The 16,332-nt window shown below is 62.8% G+C and carries 18 protein-coding genes and 1 tRNA gene; 12 read left to right on the forward strand and 7 right to left on the reverse strand.

The annotated features are described in order from the left end of the window. Window positions 1-160: 160 nt before the first annotated feature. On the forward strand, window positions 161-625 hold the full coding sequence (locus tag CJ014_RS00610; protein ID WP_100078583.1) for an Lrp/AsnC family transcriptional regulator: 465 nt from the start codon (window positions 161-163) through the stop codon (window positions 623-625). A 27-nt stretch (window positions 626-652) separates the two neighbouring features. Here the strand turns inward: CJ014_RS00610 and CJ014_RS00615 are convergent, their stop codons facing one another. Next, entirely contained in the window at window positions 653-1,027 is a 375-nt protein-coding gene (locus tag CJ014_RS00615; protein WP_100078584.1) for an EthD domain-containing protein, read from the reverse strand. A gap of 29 nt (window positions 1,028-1,056) precedes the next feature. On the opposite strand from CJ014_RS00615, the gene CJ014_RS00620 reads away from it, so the two are divergent. From CJ014_RS00620 to CJ014_RS00630, 3 genes are all read left to right on the forward strand, one after another. Next, window positions 1,057-1,434: a MerR family transcriptional regulator gene (locus tag CJ014_RS00620; protein ID WP_342588497.1), complete on the forward strand. Its 378-nt coding sequence runs from the start codon at window positions 1,057-1,059 to the stop codon at window positions 1,432-1,434. 58 nt (window positions 1,435-1,492) lie between these two features. Further along, window positions 1,493-2,002 carry a DUF1993 family protein gene (locus CJ014_RS00625; protein ID WP_100078586.1) on the forward strand — a complete coding sequence of 170 codons (510 nt, stop codon included), beginning with the start codon at window positions 1,493-1,495 and terminating at the stop codon, window positions 2,000-2,002. 112 nt (window positions 2,003-2,114) lie between these two features. Then, window positions 2,115-2,708: a hypothetical protein gene (locus tag CJ014_RS00630; RefSeq protein WP_133121773.1), complete on the forward strand. Its 594-nt coding sequence runs from the start codon at window positions 2,115-2,117 to the stop codon at window positions 2,706-2,708. A gap of 48 nt (window positions 2,709-2,756) precedes the next feature. Here the strand turns inward: CJ014_RS00630 and fumC are convergent, their stop codons facing one another. Then, the gene (gene fumC, locus CJ014_RS00635) at window positions 2,757-4,214 is read right to left on the reverse strand and encodes a class II fumarate hydratase (RefSeq protein WP_100078588.1); all 1,458 of its coding nucleotides are present in this window, start codon (window positions 4,212-4,214) and stop codon (window positions 2,757-2,759) included. A 262-nt stretch (window positions 4,215-4,476) separates the two neighbouring features. On the opposite strand from fumC, the gene CJ014_RS00640 reads away from it, so the two are divergent. The 5 genes from CJ014_RS00640 (at window position 4,477) to CJ014_RS00660 (ending at window position 10,781) form a co-directional block, all read left to right on the forward strand. Beyond that, window positions 4,477-5,100, forward strand: coding sequence for a TetR/AcrR family transcriptional regulator (locus tag CJ014_RS00640; RefSeq protein ID WP_100078589.1), 624 nt, complete (start codon window positions 4,477-4,479; stop codon window positions 5,098-5,100). 76 nt (window positions 5,101-5,176) lie between these two features. Further along, a complete protein-coding gene (ilvC, locus tag CJ014_RS00645) occupies window positions 5,177-6,196 on the forward strand; it encodes a ketol-acid reductoisomerase (protein WP_100078590.1) in 1,020 nt (339 codons plus the stop codon). 386 nt (window positions 6,197-6,582) lie between these two features. Continuing rightward, window positions 6,583-7,949, forward strand: a protein-coding gene (locus CJ014_RS00650; RefSeq protein ID WP_425351880.1) for an IS3 family transposase whose coding sequence is annotated in 2 segments (ribosomal slippage) — window positions 6,583-7,078 and window positions 7,078-7,949 — 1,368 coding nt in all. Because the reading frame shifts where the segments join, the coding sequence is not laid out codon by codon here. A 305-nt stretch (window positions 7,950-8,254) separates the two neighbouring features. Beyond that, window positions 8,255-9,928 (forward strand): methyl-accepting chemotaxis protein, encoded by a 1,674-nt coding sequence (locus CJ014_RS00655; RefSeq protein WP_165790695.1) that lies wholly within the window; start codon window positions 8,255-8,257, stop codon window positions 9,926-9,928. A 142-nt stretch (window positions 9,929-10,070) separates the two neighbouring features. After that, entirely contained in the window at window positions 10,071-10,781 is a 711-nt protein-coding gene (locus tag CJ014_RS00660) for an NUDIX hydrolase (protein ID WP_100078592.1), read from the forward strand. An 82-nt stretch (window positions 10,782-10,863) separates the two neighbouring features. Here the strand turns inward: CJ014_RS00660 and CJ014_RS00665 are convergent, their stop codons facing one another. Next, entirely contained in the window at window positions 10,864-11,271 is a 408-nt protein-coding gene (locus CJ014_RS00665) for a BA14K family protein (protein WP_100078593.1), read from the reverse strand. 183 nt (window positions 11,272-11,454) lie between these two features. Here CJ014_RS00665 and CJ014_RS00670 point away from each other — a divergent pair, with 183 nt between their 5' ends. Together CJ014_RS00670 and CJ014_RS00675 are read left to right on the forward strand one after the other, a co-directional pair. Continuing rightward, window positions 11,455-12,366: a PhzF family phenazine biosynthesis protein gene (locus tag CJ014_RS00670; protein WP_100078594.1), complete on the forward strand. Its 912-nt coding sequence runs from the start codon at window positions 11,455-11,457 to the stop codon at window positions 12,364-12,366. A 231-nt stretch (window positions 12,367-12,597) separates the two neighbouring features. Further along, window positions 12,598-12,673 (forward strand) — tRNA-Lys (locus CJ014_RS00675). Between the two features lie 104 nt (window positions 12,674-12,777). Here CJ014_RS00675 and CJ014_RS00680 read toward each other — a convergent pair. Together CJ014_RS00680 and CJ014_RS00685 are read right to left on the reverse strand one after the other, a co-directional pair. Further along, window positions 12,778-13,986 carry a tyrosine-type recombinase/integrase gene (locus tag CJ014_RS00680; RefSeq protein ID WP_100078595.1) on the reverse strand — a complete coding sequence of 403 codons (1,209 nt, stop codon included), beginning with the start codon at window positions 13,984-13,986 and terminating at the stop codon, window positions 12,778-12,780. After that, complete coding sequence (locus CJ014_RS00685) at window positions 13,983-14,237, reverse strand: helix-turn-helix transcriptional regulator (RefSeq protein WP_133121774.1); 255 nt, start codon at window positions 14,235-14,237, stop codon at window positions 13,983-13,985. The genes CJ014_RS00680 and CJ014_RS00685 overlap by 4 nt, the downstream gene beginning before the upstream one ends. Before the next feature lie 356 nt (window positions 14,238-14,593). Here CJ014_RS00685 and CJ014_RS00690 point away from each other — a divergent pair, with 356 nt between their 5' ends. Further along, the gene (locus CJ014_RS00690) at window positions 14,594-14,923 is read left to right on the forward strand and encodes a hypothetical protein (RefSeq protein WP_100078597.1); all 330 of its coding nucleotides are present in this window, start codon (window positions 14,594-14,596) and stop codon (window positions 14,921-14,923) included. Window positions 14,924-14,983: 60 nt separating this feature from the next. Here the strand turns inward: CJ014_RS00690 and CJ014_RS00695 are convergent, their stop codons facing one another. Together CJ014_RS00695 and CJ014_RS00700 are read right to left on the reverse strand one after the other, a co-directional pair. Next, window positions 14,984-15,886 carry a metallophosphoesterase gene (locus CJ014_RS00695; RefSeq protein WP_100078598.1) on the reverse strand — a complete coding sequence of 301 codons (903 nt, stop codon included), beginning with the start codon at window positions 15,884-15,886 and terminating at the stop codon, window positions 14,984-14,986. Window positions 15,887-15,925: 39 nt separating this feature from the next. Beyond that, window positions 15,926-16,315: a hypothetical protein gene (locus tag CJ014_RS00700; protein WP_100078599.1), complete on the reverse strand. Its 390-nt coding sequence runs from the start codon at window positions 16,313-16,315 to the stop codon at window positions 15,926-15,928. Window positions 16,316-16,332: the final 17 nt, after the last annotated feature.

Raw genomic sequence — 16,332 nt, forward strand, 5'->3', positions numbered from 1 at the left:
GTTCCCCTTTGTCGCGATGACCGATCATAGCCCCGGTCCGGCGCCCGGCGTTTGCAAGGATCGGCGCCGCTGGATCATGTGGCGCAAACTTCTGGCGCTTTCGCATCAATTCATGCAAAATAGGCGCGCAATCCTCCCTGCATAAGGGAATCGAGGGCGCATGCTGGACGAACGCGACCGCAAACTCCTGGAGCTCCTGCAACGCGATGCCGGCCTTTCGGTGGTCGACCTCGCCGACCGGGTGGCGCTGTCGGTGTCGGCCTGCTCGCGGCGCATCCAGCGGCTGGAGGCCGATGGCTATATCTCCCGCCGCACCGTGGTGCTCGACCGTATCAGGCTCGGCGTGCCGACCACCGTCTACGCGCTGATCCGCACCGCCCATCATTCGGCCGAGTGGATGGAGCGCTTCGCCGCCGTCATCGCCGACACGCCTGAGGTGGTGGAGGCGCATCGCCTCACCGGCAACGTCGACTACATCCTGAAGCTCGCCCTGCCGCGCGTCGAACACTATGACGTCATCTACAAGAAGATCATCCGCAAGGTCGAACTGTTCGATGTTTCGGCGTCCATTTCCATGGAGACGCTGAAGGACGGCGCACCGCTGCCCGTCGACTATGCGACCTGACGTTTTGTCCTGGCGCGGAAAGCACCGTCAGCCGATCATCGGCCGTTCGATGCCGAACCACAGGCAGGAACGGGAAAGATCGACGAAGCGGCGCTCGTCGGCCGTTACCTCGGCGACGGCGGCGAGGCCCTCGGGCGTCGAGCGAACGGCGCGATAGTCGTCGAGGCTGTCCCACCAGAGCTCGCCGAGACCGTCGAAATCGACGGCAAGGGTGCCGCGCGCCTGCCGGAGGGCGTCCTGAACCGGATCGCCGGCATCGACCGTCGTCTGGACGTAGCGGCGAATGCGCAAGGGGAGCGCGAGGCTCGTCACCAGCGGGCCGTGCGTTTCGCGCCAGTAGCGGTCGAATTCGTCGTGATCGAGCGAGGGCAGGCGGCGGACGAGCATGGTCATCTTCAGCATGATGCTTCCTTTCGAGCGGAAAGGCGGCCATGCTAGGGTCTGACACATATGTCAGGGTCAAGGGACTGGTCATGCAGATCGGCGAATTGTCGCGGCGGACCGGCGTCAGCATCCGCATGCTGCGCCACTACGAGGCGGTCGGGCTGATCGCGCCGAAGCGGACGGCGGCCGGCTACCGGCGCTTTGCCGCCGCCGATGTCGCCACCATCCGCCGCATCGCCGTGCTGAGCGAGGCCGGGCTGACGCTCGCCGCCATCCGCGGCATCCTGCCCTGCGCGCGCGGCGCCCTGGCCGGCGAGGCGCCATGCCCGGCCTTCCGGGCCGGCGTGCGGGCGAAGATCGCCGACATCGACGCCAAGATGAGCGCGCTTGCCGAAAGCCGGCGCATTCTCAGCGAATGGGCCTGAGGTCTGCTGCCGGTCCCTGACAACGGCATCGGTCAGTCTGTCGCCATAGGAGCGCAGAATGATCAGCCTTCACGACATTTCCGTGCCGGTGTTCGGCCGCTATCTCGATCGGCTCGACGCGCTCGTCGAGAAATCGGCGGCCTATGTCGGCGACCTCGGCCTGCCGGAGGTGGCGCTGCTTGGCGCACGCCTTGCGCCGGATATGCTGCCCTTCGAAGCGCAGGTGCGGATCGCTGCCCGCTTTCCGTTGCGGGCGCTCCGACCGCTGGTGCCGCGTCTGCCGGATCTGGACTTTCCGGAGGCCATTTCCTTCGCGGAGCTCAGAGCAGATATCGACGCGGTGCTCGACGCGCTGGTGACGCTGAGCCCCAGCGATCTCAACGGGCGCGAAGGAGAGATCGTCACCGATCGCGCCGGCTTGGCCGATGTTGCCCTGTCGGCGGCGCGCTTCGTCGCCGAATACGCGCTGCCGAACATGTTCTTCCATCACACCACCGCCTACGCCATCGCCCGCTGGGAAGGCGTGAAGCTCGGCAAGGCGGACTTCGACGGCTGGCACAGGTACTAAATCTACAGCCTATTGTTTTTCACCGGCAGATTTTCTACTGAGTTGTAAGCTTGGCCAATCAACCGTGCCAATGCGCCGATTCTCGAAAAGCAATCTGATGGGAAAGTATAAAATGCGCTTTCGGTTGGAAATTGCTGTCGCGATACTTTCCGTTGTGGCTGTTTCCTCTGCCAGTCTCGCTGACGATATTCCCGGCCTTTTGGAGGCACCGCCTGGGTTTAATAATCTGCCCTTTTCGCTACCCACCGGTGATGCACGCTGGTGCTACATGCTTCGCGATGAGCTCAAGCCAATTTTGAAGGAAGAGGCCTCCTTTTTCTTTGAGGGTCGAAAAGAGTACCTTGCGGAACTCTTAGCTAATACCAATGCAAGAATGTTTCACTTGCCGCATTCCGACCTAGCGGTAGTCGCAAGGCACGGTTGTAAAAAGACTTGCAAAGTCGATATCGCGATCAGGTCAACCTTCAACGTCGAGATATACGAAGATGTATCCCTCGGAAAATCGCCTCGCGTTGAAGCCATAACCTCTGGCGATGACTGGAAGACGCGCTTCGGTTTCAGCGTTTGGATAAACGATCTTAGGCGTAAAGGCGTAGAGTCGGCCTTCGTCTACTACATGAGCCGAAGTGCTGACCGATCGAAGGTCAAAGACGGCGTGGAATACGGCTTTCAGTCGGCTGACGAAACGGTTTGTCAGGATCTGTAATGCAGGGGAATCTCCCCTGCACCTTGTCTAGTGAACTGAATGATCCGCTCACTCCGGCCCGATCATCCGCTCCGGGCGGACGAGGGCGTCGAATTCGGCGTCGGTGACGTAGCCGCCGCCGACCGCCTCCTCGCGCAGCGTGGTGCCGTTGGCATGCGCCGTCTTGGCGATCTTGGCGGCGATGTCGTAGCCGACCTTGGGAGCCAGCGCGGTGACCAGCATCAACGAGCGGTTCAACGCCGCCTTGATGTTGTCCTCGCGCGGCTCGATGCCGACGACGCAGTTGTCGGTGAAGGAGACGGCGGCGTCGGCGAGCAGCGTCACCGATTGCAGGAAGTTGTAGGCCATCACCGGATTGTAGACGTTGAGCTCGAAATGACCCTGACTGCCGGCAAACGTCAGCGCCGCGTGGTTGCCGAACACCTCTACGCAGACCATGGTCAGCGCCTCGCACTGGGTCGGGTTGACCTTGCCCGGCATGATCGACGAGCCCGGCTCGTTCTCCGGCAGCGACAGTTCGCCGAGGCCGGAGCGCGGGCCGGAGCCCAGGAGGCGGATGTCGTTGGCGATCTTGAACAGGCTCGCCGCCACCGTGTTGAGGGCGCCGTGGCTCATCACCATGGCGTCGTGGGCGGCCAGCGCCTCGAACTTGTTGGGGGCGGAGGTGAAGGGATGGCCGGTCAATTCGGCGACGCGGGCGGCGATCTTCTCGGCAAAGCCCTTGGGCGCGTTGAGGCCGGTGCCGACGGCGGTGCCGCCCTGGGCGATCTCCATCAGCATCGGCAAGGTCTGCTCGATGCGCTTGACGCCGTTCTCCACCTGCCTGGCATAGCCGGAGAATTCCTGGCCGAGGGTCAGCGGCGTCGCGTCCTGGGTATGGGTGCGGCCGATCTTGATGATGTCGGCCCAGCGCTTCGCCTTGGCGTCGAGCGCCTGATGCAGGTGGCGGAGCGCCGGCAGCAGCTTCTCGATCACCTCGCTGGCGGCGGCGATGTGCATGGCCGACGGATAGGTGTCGTTGGACGACTGGCTCATGTTGACGTGGTCGTTGGGATGCACCGGCTTCTTGGAGCCGAGCGTGCCGCCCAGGAGCTCGATCGCCCGGTTGGAGATCACCTCGTTGGCGTTCATGTTGGTCTGGGTGCCGGAGCCGGTCTGCCAGACGGCGAGCGGGAAATGGGCATCGAGCTTGCCGTCGATCACTTCCTGCGCCGCCGTGACGATCGCCTCGCCGAGCTTGGGATCGAGCTTGCCGAGATCGCGGTTGACCTCGGCGGCGGCGCGCTTCAACACGCCGAGCGCCTTGACGATGGCCTTGGGCTGCTTTTCCCAGCCGATCTTGAAGTTGCCGAGCGAGCGCTGCGTCTGGGCGCCCCAATAAACCGAAGCGTCGACGTCGATGGGGCCGAAGGTGTCGGATTCGATACGGGTGGACAAGCGCTCACTCCCTGTTGTTCTACCTGTCGCCGGGGCAACGCCGAATGAGGCGGCCGGACGCCGGCGCATATTCCCGCAGGCCGAGGAATACGCAGAAGCGATTGACTCTAGAGCATTTCCTTACCGGTCGGACGATTTCATCCGATCGGCAAATGCTCTAGGCGATTTTCATCAGGGATTCCACCCATGCCTAAGGAGAAAAGCGGCGTTTCACCGAAATGTGGTCGAGGCGCCGGGGTGCTTGACAAGGCGGGGCGGGCGGACTAAAACCGCCGGAACCGTACCGTACGGTACATAGATTTCATCCGCAGACAGAGAGCGACATCCCGCCATGGAGCCCTTCACGCCCCGCCAGAATGCCGTGCTGGAATGCGCGCTGCAGCTTTTGGTCGCCGGCGGCGAGCGGGCGTTGACCACCGCCGGCCTCGCCCGGGCGGCCAACTGCTCCAAGGAAAGCCTCTACAAGTGGTTCGGCGACCGCGACGGCCTGCTCGCGGCGATGATCACCTACCAGGCGAGCAAGGTGAGGACGCCGGGGCCGCGCGAGAGCATGCCGACGCTCGACGATTTCACCCGCAGCCTCGCCGTGTTCGCCGAGGACCTGCTCGGCGTGCTGTCGGGCGAGGTGTCGCTGGCGCTCAACCGCCTCGCCATCGGCCAGGCCGACCGCGACGGCGCCGAGCTCGGCGCCCTGCTGCGCGAGCACGGCCGGCTGCCGATCGAGCTGCGCGCCAAGGCTCTCCTGGAGCTTGGCCGGCGGCACGGCTACCTCAAGTTTTCCGACACCCACGAGGCTTACGAGACGCTCTACGGCCTCATCGTGCATGACGGCCACGTGCGGATGCTGCTCGGCGAGGCGCCGGCCAAGGTGGCCGACGATCGTCCGCGCCGGGCGCGACTGGCGATCTCGCAGTTTTTCCGTCTTTATGGGCAGGGCGCCCAGGACATCCGGTAATCCGGCTTGAAGAGTGAACCGCGACCGGCGGGGGTCGGTCGCCTCAATAACGCCAGCGGCGAGGAAGGAAGACAACATGCGCGTCTATTATGATCGTGATGCCGATCTCAACCTGATCAAGGGCAAGAAGGTGGTGGTGGTCGGCTACGGCTCGCAGGGCCGTGCCCACGCGCTCAACCTCAAGGATTCCGGCGCCAAGGACATCGCCATCGCCCTGCGTCCGGGCTCGGCGACGGCCAAGAAGGTGGAGGCCGACGGCCTGAAGGTCATGTCGGTGGCCGAGGCGGCCAAGTGGGGCGACTTCCTGATGATCGCCACGCCGGACGAGTTGCAGGCCGACATCTACCGCGACGAGATCGCCCCCAACATCCGCGACGGCGCCGCCATCGCCTTCGCCCACGGCCTCAACGTCCACTTCGGCCTGATCGAGCCGAAGGCCACCCTCGACGTGGTGATGATCGCCCCGAAGGGCCCCGGCCACACGGTGCGCGGCGAATACCAGAAGGGCGGCGGCGTGCCGTGCCTGGTCGCCGTGGCGCAGAACGCCTCCGGCAACGCCCTTGAACTGGCGCTGTCCTACGCCTCGGGCATCGGCGGCGGCCGTTCGGGCATCATCGAGACGACGTTCAAGGAAGAGTGCGAGACCGACCTGTTCGGCGAGCAGGTGGTGCTGTGCGGCGGCCTCGTCGAGCTGATCCGCAACGGCTTCGAGACGCTGGTCGAAGCCGGCTACGCGCCGGAGATGGCCTATTTCGAGTGCCTGCACGAGGTGAAGCTGATCGTCGACCTGATCTACGAGGGCGGCATCGCCAACATGAACTACTCGATCTCCAACACCGCCGAGTGGGGCGAATACGTCTCCGGCCCGCGCATCATCACCTCGGAGACCAAGGCCGAGATGAAGCGCGTCCTGAACGACATCCAGTCGGGCAAGTTCACCTCGGAGTGGATGCAGGAATACAAGGCCGGCGCCGCCCGCTTCAAGGGCATCCGCCGCAACAACGACGCCCACCAGATCGAGGCGGTCGGCGAGAAGCTGCGCGCCATGATGCCGTGGATCGCCAAGAACAAGCTGGTCGACAAGGCCCGCAACTGATCGCCTGAGGCGATCCACGCTTGAAGCTTTGCGCCGGGCGACTTGTCGCCCGGCGCCGGCATTTTATAGCCGCCGGATATGGGTGGGGTGTTCTTTCCTGCCCGAGGTCCTCCGCCTTCGCGGAGGAAGACAGAATTATATAATGAAAACAAATACATAGATTGTCATCCTCCGCGAAGGCTGAGGACCTCGGGCCGAAAAGGGTCCGGAGAGTTGTCTCGTCGCCTGGCTGTCGAAGACCTGTGTTCACGGTCATCGAACTCCGTGTCGTCCTGATGCGCGAGGCCCGCGACAGCTTCATAGTCGATCTTTGCAATCACCAGGCCGGAAAGCCTCAGGGCTGAACTGACCCCCGAAAGTTGGACACCAACGTTCGGGGGTTTTCTATGTCCAAGTACAGCGTTTCTTTCAAAGAACGCGTCGTTGCGTTTTATGGGGGTGGCGAGCGTAGCTACACAGATGTCGGGCTACAGTTTGGCATCGACCATTCGACGGTGCGCAAATGGATCGGCCTTTATGCGGCGCACGGTTCGGCTGGGCTGACGAAGCAGCACAGCCACTACGACGCCGCATTCAAACTGTCGGTCTTGCAGCGGATGTGGACTGAGGGGTTGTCCTATCGGCACACGGCTGCGATCTTCAACATTCGCAATGCCAGCTGTCTTCCGGATTGGGAGAGAGGCTATGAGCAGGCCGGGATCGAAGGCTTGGCTCCTCGCCGCAAAGGGAGGCCACCGCGCATGAAGAAGCCCGAACCGCCCTCCGAGACGCCTGATCCATCGGTGGATTCGGCCAAGAGCCGTGAGGAGCTGTTGGCGGAGCTGGCGTATCTGCGCATGGAGAACGCTTACCTAAAAAAACTGGAGGCCTTAGCGCAGGCGCGTCAAACGCCGAACGGACGCAAGCCGTCCAGGCGTTAAGGCCACTCCACTCGTTCGACGGGCTGCTGAAGCTTTCCGGGCTTGCGCGCAGCACGTTCTATTATCAGCGGAAAGCGCTGTCGTCGGGCGACCGGCGCGCGGCGTTGAAGGTGACGATCAAATCGATCTTCGAGACGCACAAGGGGCGCTATGGCTATCGTCGGGTGGCGGCGGCGATCCGTGGCCGCGGAGAGGTGGTCAATCACAAGACCGTCCAGCGGCTGATGGTCGAGATGGGATTGAAGTCTCTGGTCCGGCCAAAGAAATACCGCTCCTACAAAGGCGAGAAAGGGCATGTGGCGCCAGACCTTCTCCAGCGCCAGTTCACCGCCGAACGCATGAACCAGAAGTGGACGACGGATGTAACCGAGTTCAATGTCGCCGGCGAGAAGCTCTACCTGTCGCCGGTGATGGACCTCCACAACGGCGAGATCATCGCCTTCGAGACGGCAAGGCGGCCTATCTTCAAGCTGGTCAAGGACATGCTCGACAAGGCATTGAACACACTGGGCGAGGCAGACGGGCCGATCCTGCATTCCGATCAGGGATGGCAGTACCGAATGCCCGCCTGGAGCAGCCTGCTCGAAAGCCGTAACATCGCACAGTCCATGTCCCGCAAGGGAAACTGCCTCGACAACGCCGCCATGGAGAGCTTCTTCGCCACTCTCAAGTCCGAGTTCTTCCATCCCAATCGTTTCGACAGCATCGAAAGCCTGCGAGACGGTGTCGAGGACTATATCCGCTACTACAACAATGACCGCATCAGGATGAAACTCAAAGGGCTGAGCCCCGTACAATACAGGACCCAGCCCTTAAATCGACCCAGCCTATGAACCGTCCAACTTAATGGGGTCAGTTCAGGGCTCTCCGGCCTTTTTTATTCGGGAAGAAAAATCGAGGATCCTCAACCAAAGGTAGCCGTATGCCGGCGTCATTTCTTTTGTATTGCATGCGAATAACTAGATGAATCAATTCTCAGTGCGACTTTTGTTTATATCTTGCCGAAAAAACGCTTTCGATACGGATGCCGTTCAATGAAAATATTCCATCCGTTAATAAAGCAGCAATGGAAATATTTCTATCGTTCGGGGTAGGCAGCCAACATCGTCAAGGCTGGTCTTGTTGCGGAATCTCGAGAATGAAAATCCAAGGAAAGCTCTATTCGATCGTTGCCCTGCTCGGCATCATCGCCATCGGCGTGGCATTGTTCGGCATTCGCCTGATGCAGGGGTACAACGAACAGGTCGATGCCTTCCAACTGGCCTCGCAGCGCGCCTATGACGGCGAGCATCTCAACCGGCTGATCACCGCGGTGGTGATGGATTCGCGCGGCATCTATGCTGCGAAGGACAACGAGACGGCCAAGCCCTTCGCCGACGGCATCGGCAAGAGCCTGAAGGCGATCGACACGCTGCTCGACGAATGGTCGGCGCGTGTGCCCGCCGACCGCAAGGGCGCATTCGACGCCGTGGTCGCCAAGTCCAAGGAATTCCGGACCTTCCGGACCGAGACCGCCCGGCTCGGCACCGAGGTGTCGCCGGCCGCCGCCAACGAGCAGGGCAACAACGAAGCCAACCGCAGCAACCGCAAGCAGCTCCAGGCCGACGTCGACAAGCTGATCGACCTCGACCGGCAGGATCTCGAAGCGGTGCGCGCCTCGATCGACGACTATTACGTGGCCGGCCGCCGTACGCTGATCATCTTCGCCGTCGTCGGCATCCTCGCCGGCATCGGCATCGCCTCCTGGATCGGCACGGCCAAGATCGCCGGCCCGCTCAATCGCGTCAACGGCGCGCTGGCCGACCTGACGCAGGGCAAGATGGACGTTGCCATTCCCGTGAGGATCGGACGCGACGAGATCGGCCTCCTCTGGAGCACGGTCGCCACCTTCCGCGACACGCTGGTCGAGACGGAACGGCTGAAGGCGGCGCAGGCCGACGCGGAGGCCGAGCGGCGCGCCGAGCAGAAGGCGCTGCTCGACCGGCTGGCCCGGGAGTTCGAGAGCGAAGTCGGCGAGGTGCTCGCCGCCGTGACGCAGACCGCGCAGTCGACGCTGAAGGCGGCGGAAATGATGGTCACCGACGCCGAGGAGACTTCCGGCCGCTCGGTTGCCGTGGCCAGCGCCTCCGAGCAGACGTCGGCCAACGTGCAGGCGGTGGCCGGCGCCTCGGAAGAGCTGTCGTCGTCGGTTGCCGAGATCGGCCGCCAGATCGGCGAGGCGTCGACGCTGATCGGCGCGGCCGTCGAGCAGGCCCGCCGGACCGACCACGACGTCCGGTCGCTGGCCGACAGCGCGTCGAAGGTCGGCACCATCGTCGCCATGATCCAGGCGATCGCCGAGCAGACCAACCTCCTGGCTCTCAACGCCACCATCGAGGCGGCTCGGGCCGGCGAGGCGGGCCGCGGCTTCGCCGTGGTCGCCTCGGAAGTGAAGGCGCTGGCCAGCCAGACGGCCAAGGCGACGCAGGACATCGAGGCGCAGATGGGCACCATCCAGGGCGCCACCCAGCAGTCGGTGGAAAAGATCGCCGACATCTCCCGCCGCATCGCCGAGCTCGATCACATCACCTCGTCGATCGCCGGCGCCGCCGAGCAGCAGAACGCTGCCACCGGCGAGATCGCCCGCAACATCTCCGAAGCGGCCGTCGGCGCCGCCGAGGTGGCCTCGACCATCGTCGGCGTGCGGACCACCGCCGAAAAGAGCGGCGCGGCCTCGCGCGATCTGCTCGACCGCATGTCGCATCTCGCCCGGCAGTCGGAGGCGCTGGAGCAGAAGGTGTCCGCCTTCGTCGGGACCATCCGCGCCGCCTGACGCCGATTCTCCCGACTCTTCCGATCCCCGCCGGCCTCCGGCGGGGATTTTTCCTGCATGGAAGGTCGCGTCTTCCCGTGGTCGCATTGCACGGCTAGAGTTCATCGGTCGGTCAGACAGGCTGACCTTTCCGGAACGCGACATGCTCCACGACATTACCGACATCCGTCTTCGCCTGCGGCCCGGTGCGTGGCCCATCGCCGACGACCTGCGGCCCAAAATCGAGGCGCACTGGGCGACGTGCCTTGCCGCCAACCCGCATCTCTGGAACGGCCGGGTGCTCGGCACCATCGCGCCGGGCGAGCCGGGCGGCATCGCGGTCGGCGGTGGCGTGCTGACGGGCGAGGCGGTCGAGGGCGATTTCGCCAGCTTCCTTGCCTGGCGCGACTGGGGCTTTCCGGAGATCGGCATCCGCAACCTGTTCGGCTCGGCGCTGGTGCTGTCGTCGGACGGCGCGCTGATCCTCGGCGTCATGGGCGCGACCACGGCCAACGCCGGCCGGATCTATCCGCCGGGCGGCAGCCTGGAGCCGGCCGACGTCGATGCCGACGGCAATGTCGACGTGATCGCCTCGATCGAGCGGGAGCTGCGCGAGGAGACCGGGCTGTTCGCCGCCGAAGCCGTGATGGAGGGAATGATCGCCGCCTTCGACGGGCCGCGCGTGTCGGTCGGCCGGGTGTTCCGCTTTGCCATGAAGGCCGACGATCTGGTCGCCGCCGTCATGGCCGAGCTCGACCGGCAGGCGGAGCGGGAACTGGAACGGGTGGTCGCCTTCCGCAGCATCGCCGAGCTCGACCGGCCGGAGGTCACCGCCTACAGCCGCGCCTTCGCGGCCCGGCTGCTTGCCGGCTGAGGCGACAAAAAAACCGCCCACCGGGAGGTCGCGGCGAGCGGCTGAAGGTACTGCGATCTGCCTGGGGTGGTGGCTTTTCCGGTCAGCCGCCGAAGTACGGCGACTGGCAGGGGCGCAGGTTTCCGCGGTTGTCGACCCACGTATTGTCGTAAGCGTTATAGGAACGATAGCGGCCGGAGCACCAGGCCTGATGCGCTGCCGGCATCGATACGGCGTAAACCGGCGCGGGCTGCTGGTAGATGACGGGCGGCGGCGGCGGCGCATAGACGACCGGCGGCGGATCGTAATAGACCGGCGGCGGAGGCGGCGAGGCCAGCGTCGCGCCCAAGAGCGCGCCACCGAGGAGGCCGATGGCGCCGGCAGCGGCGACATCGCCGCCATCATAGCGGTGATGATGCCTGTAGTAGCCATCCGCCATGGCCGGCAGCGCCAGCGAGGACAGGACGGCGGCAATGGCAACGGGGGCGGCAATCTTTGACAGCCTGGACATTTCTCGTCTCCACGTCCGGTCCCGGAAAGTTGGCGGACCGGTGCATCCTTTCCATTAGCCATAGCTGGTAATTTTGGTCGCATTTTGGAAGGGCCGTGGTGAAATTCGGGTGATAACCGACGTGGACTAACGCCACCGCCGCCACTATGGTGACCGGCACCCGTGCGCCTCAGGAGAGACCAAGTGGCTCGTCGATATGCGATTCTCGATGTTTTCACCGCGAAGGGACTGACGGGCAATCCGCTGGCGGTCGTGCTGGACAGCGATGGCCTCGACACGGCCACCATGCTGGCGATCACCAAGGAATTCAACCTGTCGGAGACCGTGTTCGTGGAGCCGCCGTCGCGGCCCGGCACGTCGGCGAGAATCCGCATCTTCACGCCCGGCCGCGAGCTGCCGTTCGCCGGCCATCCGACGGTCGGCACGGCGGTGCTGCTCGCCCACGAGCGCCTGCAGGGCATCGAGCGCGAGACCGACGCCATGGTGGTGCTGGAAGAGCAGGTGGGCGTCGTCCGCTGCGGCGTCACCATCTCGCCGGAGCGTTCCGGACGCGCCGTGTTCGACCTGCCGAAGCTGCCGGAGGAACGGCCGTTCCACGGCGACATCGGCCTCGCCGCCTCGGCGCTGGGGCTCAACCGCGGCGACATCGGCTTCGAAAACCACGTCCCTTGCGTCTTCGACGGCGGCGGCCCGGTGTTCGTCTTCCTGCCGCTGGCCGGCCTCGACGCCATGCGCCGCATCCGCGTCGACAAGTCACACTGGGCGGGCGCCTTCGGCTCGGCCGAGCTCGACCTGTTCGTCTACAGCCGCGAGGTGGTGACCAAGGGCCACGACTTCCACGCCCGCATGTTCGCGCCGCATCTCGGCATCGGCGAGGACCCGGCCACCGGCTCGGCGGCCGCCGCCTTCTCGGCGGTGGTGCGCCGCTTCGACCGGCCGGCCGACGGCGAGCAGAAGCTCGTCATCGAGCAGGGCTTCGAGATGGGGCGGCCGAGCCTGATCGAGCTCGAGATCATCATCGAAAAGGGCAAGCTCGCCGGCGGCCGCATCGGCGGCGAGGCGGTGATCGTCGCCCGCGGCGAGCTCTACGTCTGACGTTCGGCGATGCCGATCCCCCGGCAATGACGGCGGCCCCGGCAGGAGCCGCCGCTGTTTTTCGCGCCGGGAAGGGATCGCCTCTTCGGCGCATATTCTCGGCTAACTTATTGAAATGAAATCATATTCATTTTTTTCGCCCGGCGGGGCGAAAAGGGCTTGCGCCCAATCTCCGGCATGGTTATAAGCCGCCATCGCTTCCGGACGACACCAACGTCCGGCGAGAAAAGTGGGCGCGTAGCTCAGTTGGTAGAGCAGCTGACTCTTAATCAGCGGGTCTACGGTTCGATCCCGTACGCGCCCACCACTTTTCCCTTCTAGATCAATAAGATAGCGGGCTTCCAAAAAGGAACGGCCCGCGAACGGTTTACCCGTTTACAGGCCGTTTACAGCGGTTTCCAGGGCTTTCGTTCACGCGGTGTTCTGCGATTTCTCGGCTTTCTTCGACGAGAACGCGACAAGCTTGTCCATAGCGTTTTTAGCCCTGCGCTTGTCTGACCCGAGGTAGTGCCCTCTCAGGATTTTATCGATCGTTTTGAGCGACAAACCAGTCACCTCATGGATCTCCAGAACGGTGCATCCGGCCGTCGCGAGGTTTGTGATTGCGGTCCCTCGGCTGTCATGAAAATGCAGTTCGTCGGAGCCCTCGATGCCAGCCGCCGCAAGCTGTCGACGCCAAGTAGCTCGGAACCCAGACGCCCCTTGGACGGCAGACACGACATACGGACGGCACGACCGCGTTGCGATGATCGTGCTACACCTTGGCACCTGGCGACGCCGCATGTTGCGAGCCGCAAAGTCCCGCTGCCACCGTCTATTCCGCTCGATCACGGCTTGGACCGGCGTGCCGTTCACGGGGATCGAAACGACGATGATGTCGTCATGGCGTTTGCCGATCCGGACATTGAGACACTCGCCGTCGTAGTCGTCCCATTCGAGCTTCAAAATGTCCGCCTGGCGCAGTCCCGTCCACAATCCAACCTGCAACACATCCTTGAGCTGCTGATCGATCTCCGTCGACGACATGAAGGATGACACGATGTCGTCGGTCCAAATGAACTCGTTCCTTTCCGATTCATAAATCGGACGCTTCTTCTTTCCGCCCTTCCGCGCCGTCAGCAGAATGTTGACAGACAGGCATTTAAGCTCGTCAACGCCGTATGAGAGTATCGCCCGGAACACTTGCCACACATACAGCGCGGTCCGGCTGTGCTTCTCGCGGATCGCGTCACGCCAGGCCACGATGTCCCCGCGCGCAGCCGGGTCCTCCAGCGCGGCTTTCGGCATCGAGCCATACTCAGCCCGGATGCGCTCGATGTAGCGCATGTAGTCGACCTGGGACTTCGGCGAGAGACTCGTGAAATCGGACGACCGCATGTAGGCAGTGATGAGATCGCCCAACGTCATGTCGCCGAACACGCTCGACTGTCGCGCAGCCGCGTCAGCATCCCTACGATTGATCGCAGCTTGAAACTCGATGTCGAACGCGGACGTGCCGTATTCGGCTTTGAGCGACGGACCTCCACGCCACGCGTAGTAGTGCGTCGCCGAGGATCCGTCGGCTCGCATTCGGCTGACTTTGTGCAGTCCAGGGTAGCGGATGTTCGAGTTCACGTTCATCGCTTATCCTTGCTGTTCTTCCACGCGGCGAAAGCACTGGCACTGGCGGACATTTTGTTGTCGTTGAGCAGTCCGGATTTGAGATCTAGAAACCGCTGGATCGCCTCGCGGTCCCAGCGATTGGTGCCCTTGAGCGCAGCCGGAATCCGGCCCTCGGACACCCACTGACTGAAGCGACTTGGGGAAATAGCGCAGAAAGCAGCCGCTTCCGCACGGCTCATAAGTCTGCTGTTTGACACGTTATCGTTCACGCGCTCACTCCGTAACTCAAGCGCAGACGGTTCCCGGTCTGCTAATCCCCGCGCGGCTTTTCTTTTCGCTCGTTCGCGGTAGACTTACATCATCGATCGGATTCGAAATTCGTCAACCCATTGATTGCATTTTGTAATTTGCAACTTGCAAATTACAAATAAGGTCAACGCCTCCGACACGTCGACAGTTACACATTCGATTTCAAAGACTTGCAAGGTCATCTCGGTTATTTATCTTTGTTAAGCGTCGGAACAATCGGCAGTCTATTCGGATTTGTGCTTAACAAATCTTGCATCGTTCCCGCCGGCGATTCACCATGGTTGTGCGGCCCGGGGAGACCGCAGGGGAGAACATCATGACAAAACTCACGAAATCGTCCGACACGAGCCTCGTCACGTTTGTTGACGGCAACGGCTGTCTGGAAGGCTCTGCGTACGTCGACGAAAACACCGCCGAGCGGCTCGAATGCTATCGCGATCGCAGCCTGTCCGAGTTGCTTGAAATGCTTGTTCGCGCAGAAGAAAATCTCGCACGGCATCTTGTTCGCTCCGGCTACGATCCCGCGACGATCAAGCGCAACGACATCGAATGGATGTCTCGTGAGGTCGCGGACGACGGCATCATCGACTACGACGAAGCCGCATATGCGCTCTGGAGCGCGAACGCCCTCGACGCTTCGTGTTGAACCCTTCGGAAAATCCGAAGAGTTTCCTAGGCCGCCGAGATGATCGGCGGCCTAGTTTTTTTATAGTTCGACGACAACGGGCCGGAACCTATCGACACTCGGCTCGATCCCGACGTAGCCGCGCGGATTCGAGATCAGGCGCGTCGTTCCGAGATCGTCGTCGACGCCGTAGTGCGCGTGGCCCCAACACCAGAGATCCGGCCGCCATGACTCGATTTCGGCGCGCATATCCGAGGCATACGCCGCCGATATCCACTCACCGCTGCTCGACGGCCGGATCGCATCAGGCGTCGGAGCATGATGCGTTGCGACCACGATTGCCGAATCCGGATCGTTTGCTCTCACTCGCGCGATCTCATATGCGAGCCACGCACGGCTTACGGAATGCAGCTGGCGAGTGATCTCTGGATTCAGCGCTTCACCGCCGTACCGAATGCGTCGGTAGTCCGTCATCGTCGAATTCGCTTCATACATCGACCGCGTGATCGTGCCCTCGGTTTCACCGAGCAGCTCGAAATCCGTCCAGAGCGTCGCTCCGAGTACCTGCACGAACCGACCGCGCACCTCGATCTCAGTCGACCGATTTTCGAGAAACCGAACTCGACCGGCGGACGCGTCGGACAGCTCCCGCATCTCGCGCTGAAAATCGAGGATGTCGGAGCGGTCGTAACACTCATGATTGCCCATCACGACGACCACCGGCGCGCCGACATACCGCGACACAGCATCAGCATATGCATGCACATGCCTCGTTCCGACATCCGTGTCGCCAGCAAGCACAACGACGTCGCACTCACCGCGCAGGTCTCCGAGCCACGGTCCGACCACTGGATGACCAGGCTCCCGCCGTCGACGGCGGAGCAGTTCGAGCCACGCACCCGATGGCTGATCCGGACCGCGGGTCCGTTCAAATTCGTTGTGCAGATCGCTCATCACCGCGATCCGGATTCCTGTGTTCGTCATTTTCGCCACCCGTTCATCAGAGCGGCGTTTTCCGCCGCGTTAATAGTAATTATCAGGCCACTTGAGGTAATGTTTCATGCAACAGCACTTGTACCAGTACGGTTCAGCTTTCGGCAGACGGACTTCACCCGGTTTGCCGCAGGCTTCGCAAGTAACCAGAGAGTCATTCTCGGCGGTCCTCACGATTTCACGAAGCCTTTCAACCTTCTCTCCGTCATACGAATAGTACGCCCTCAGTCCGCCAAACTTTTCCTTGATCTGAACGATCCGGTATTCGGCGACATTTGACGCCTTGATCTCCTCGGCGAGGTCCGCGCACATCCGCTCTAGGATCGACCTCCATCCGTCACCGACGCTCGGAAATCCGCCGTGCCGTAAAAACGGGTATCGGTCGCAAAGCTGTTGACGCCAGTCCTTTTGTTCGGCCATTTTCCTGACCTTTCGAT

The organism is Pleomorphomonas carboxyditropha (assembly GCF_002770725.1).
GTDB lineage: Bacteria > Pseudomonadota > Alphaproteobacteria > Rhizobiales > Pleomorphomonadaceae > Pleomorphomonas > Pleomorphomonas carboxyditropha.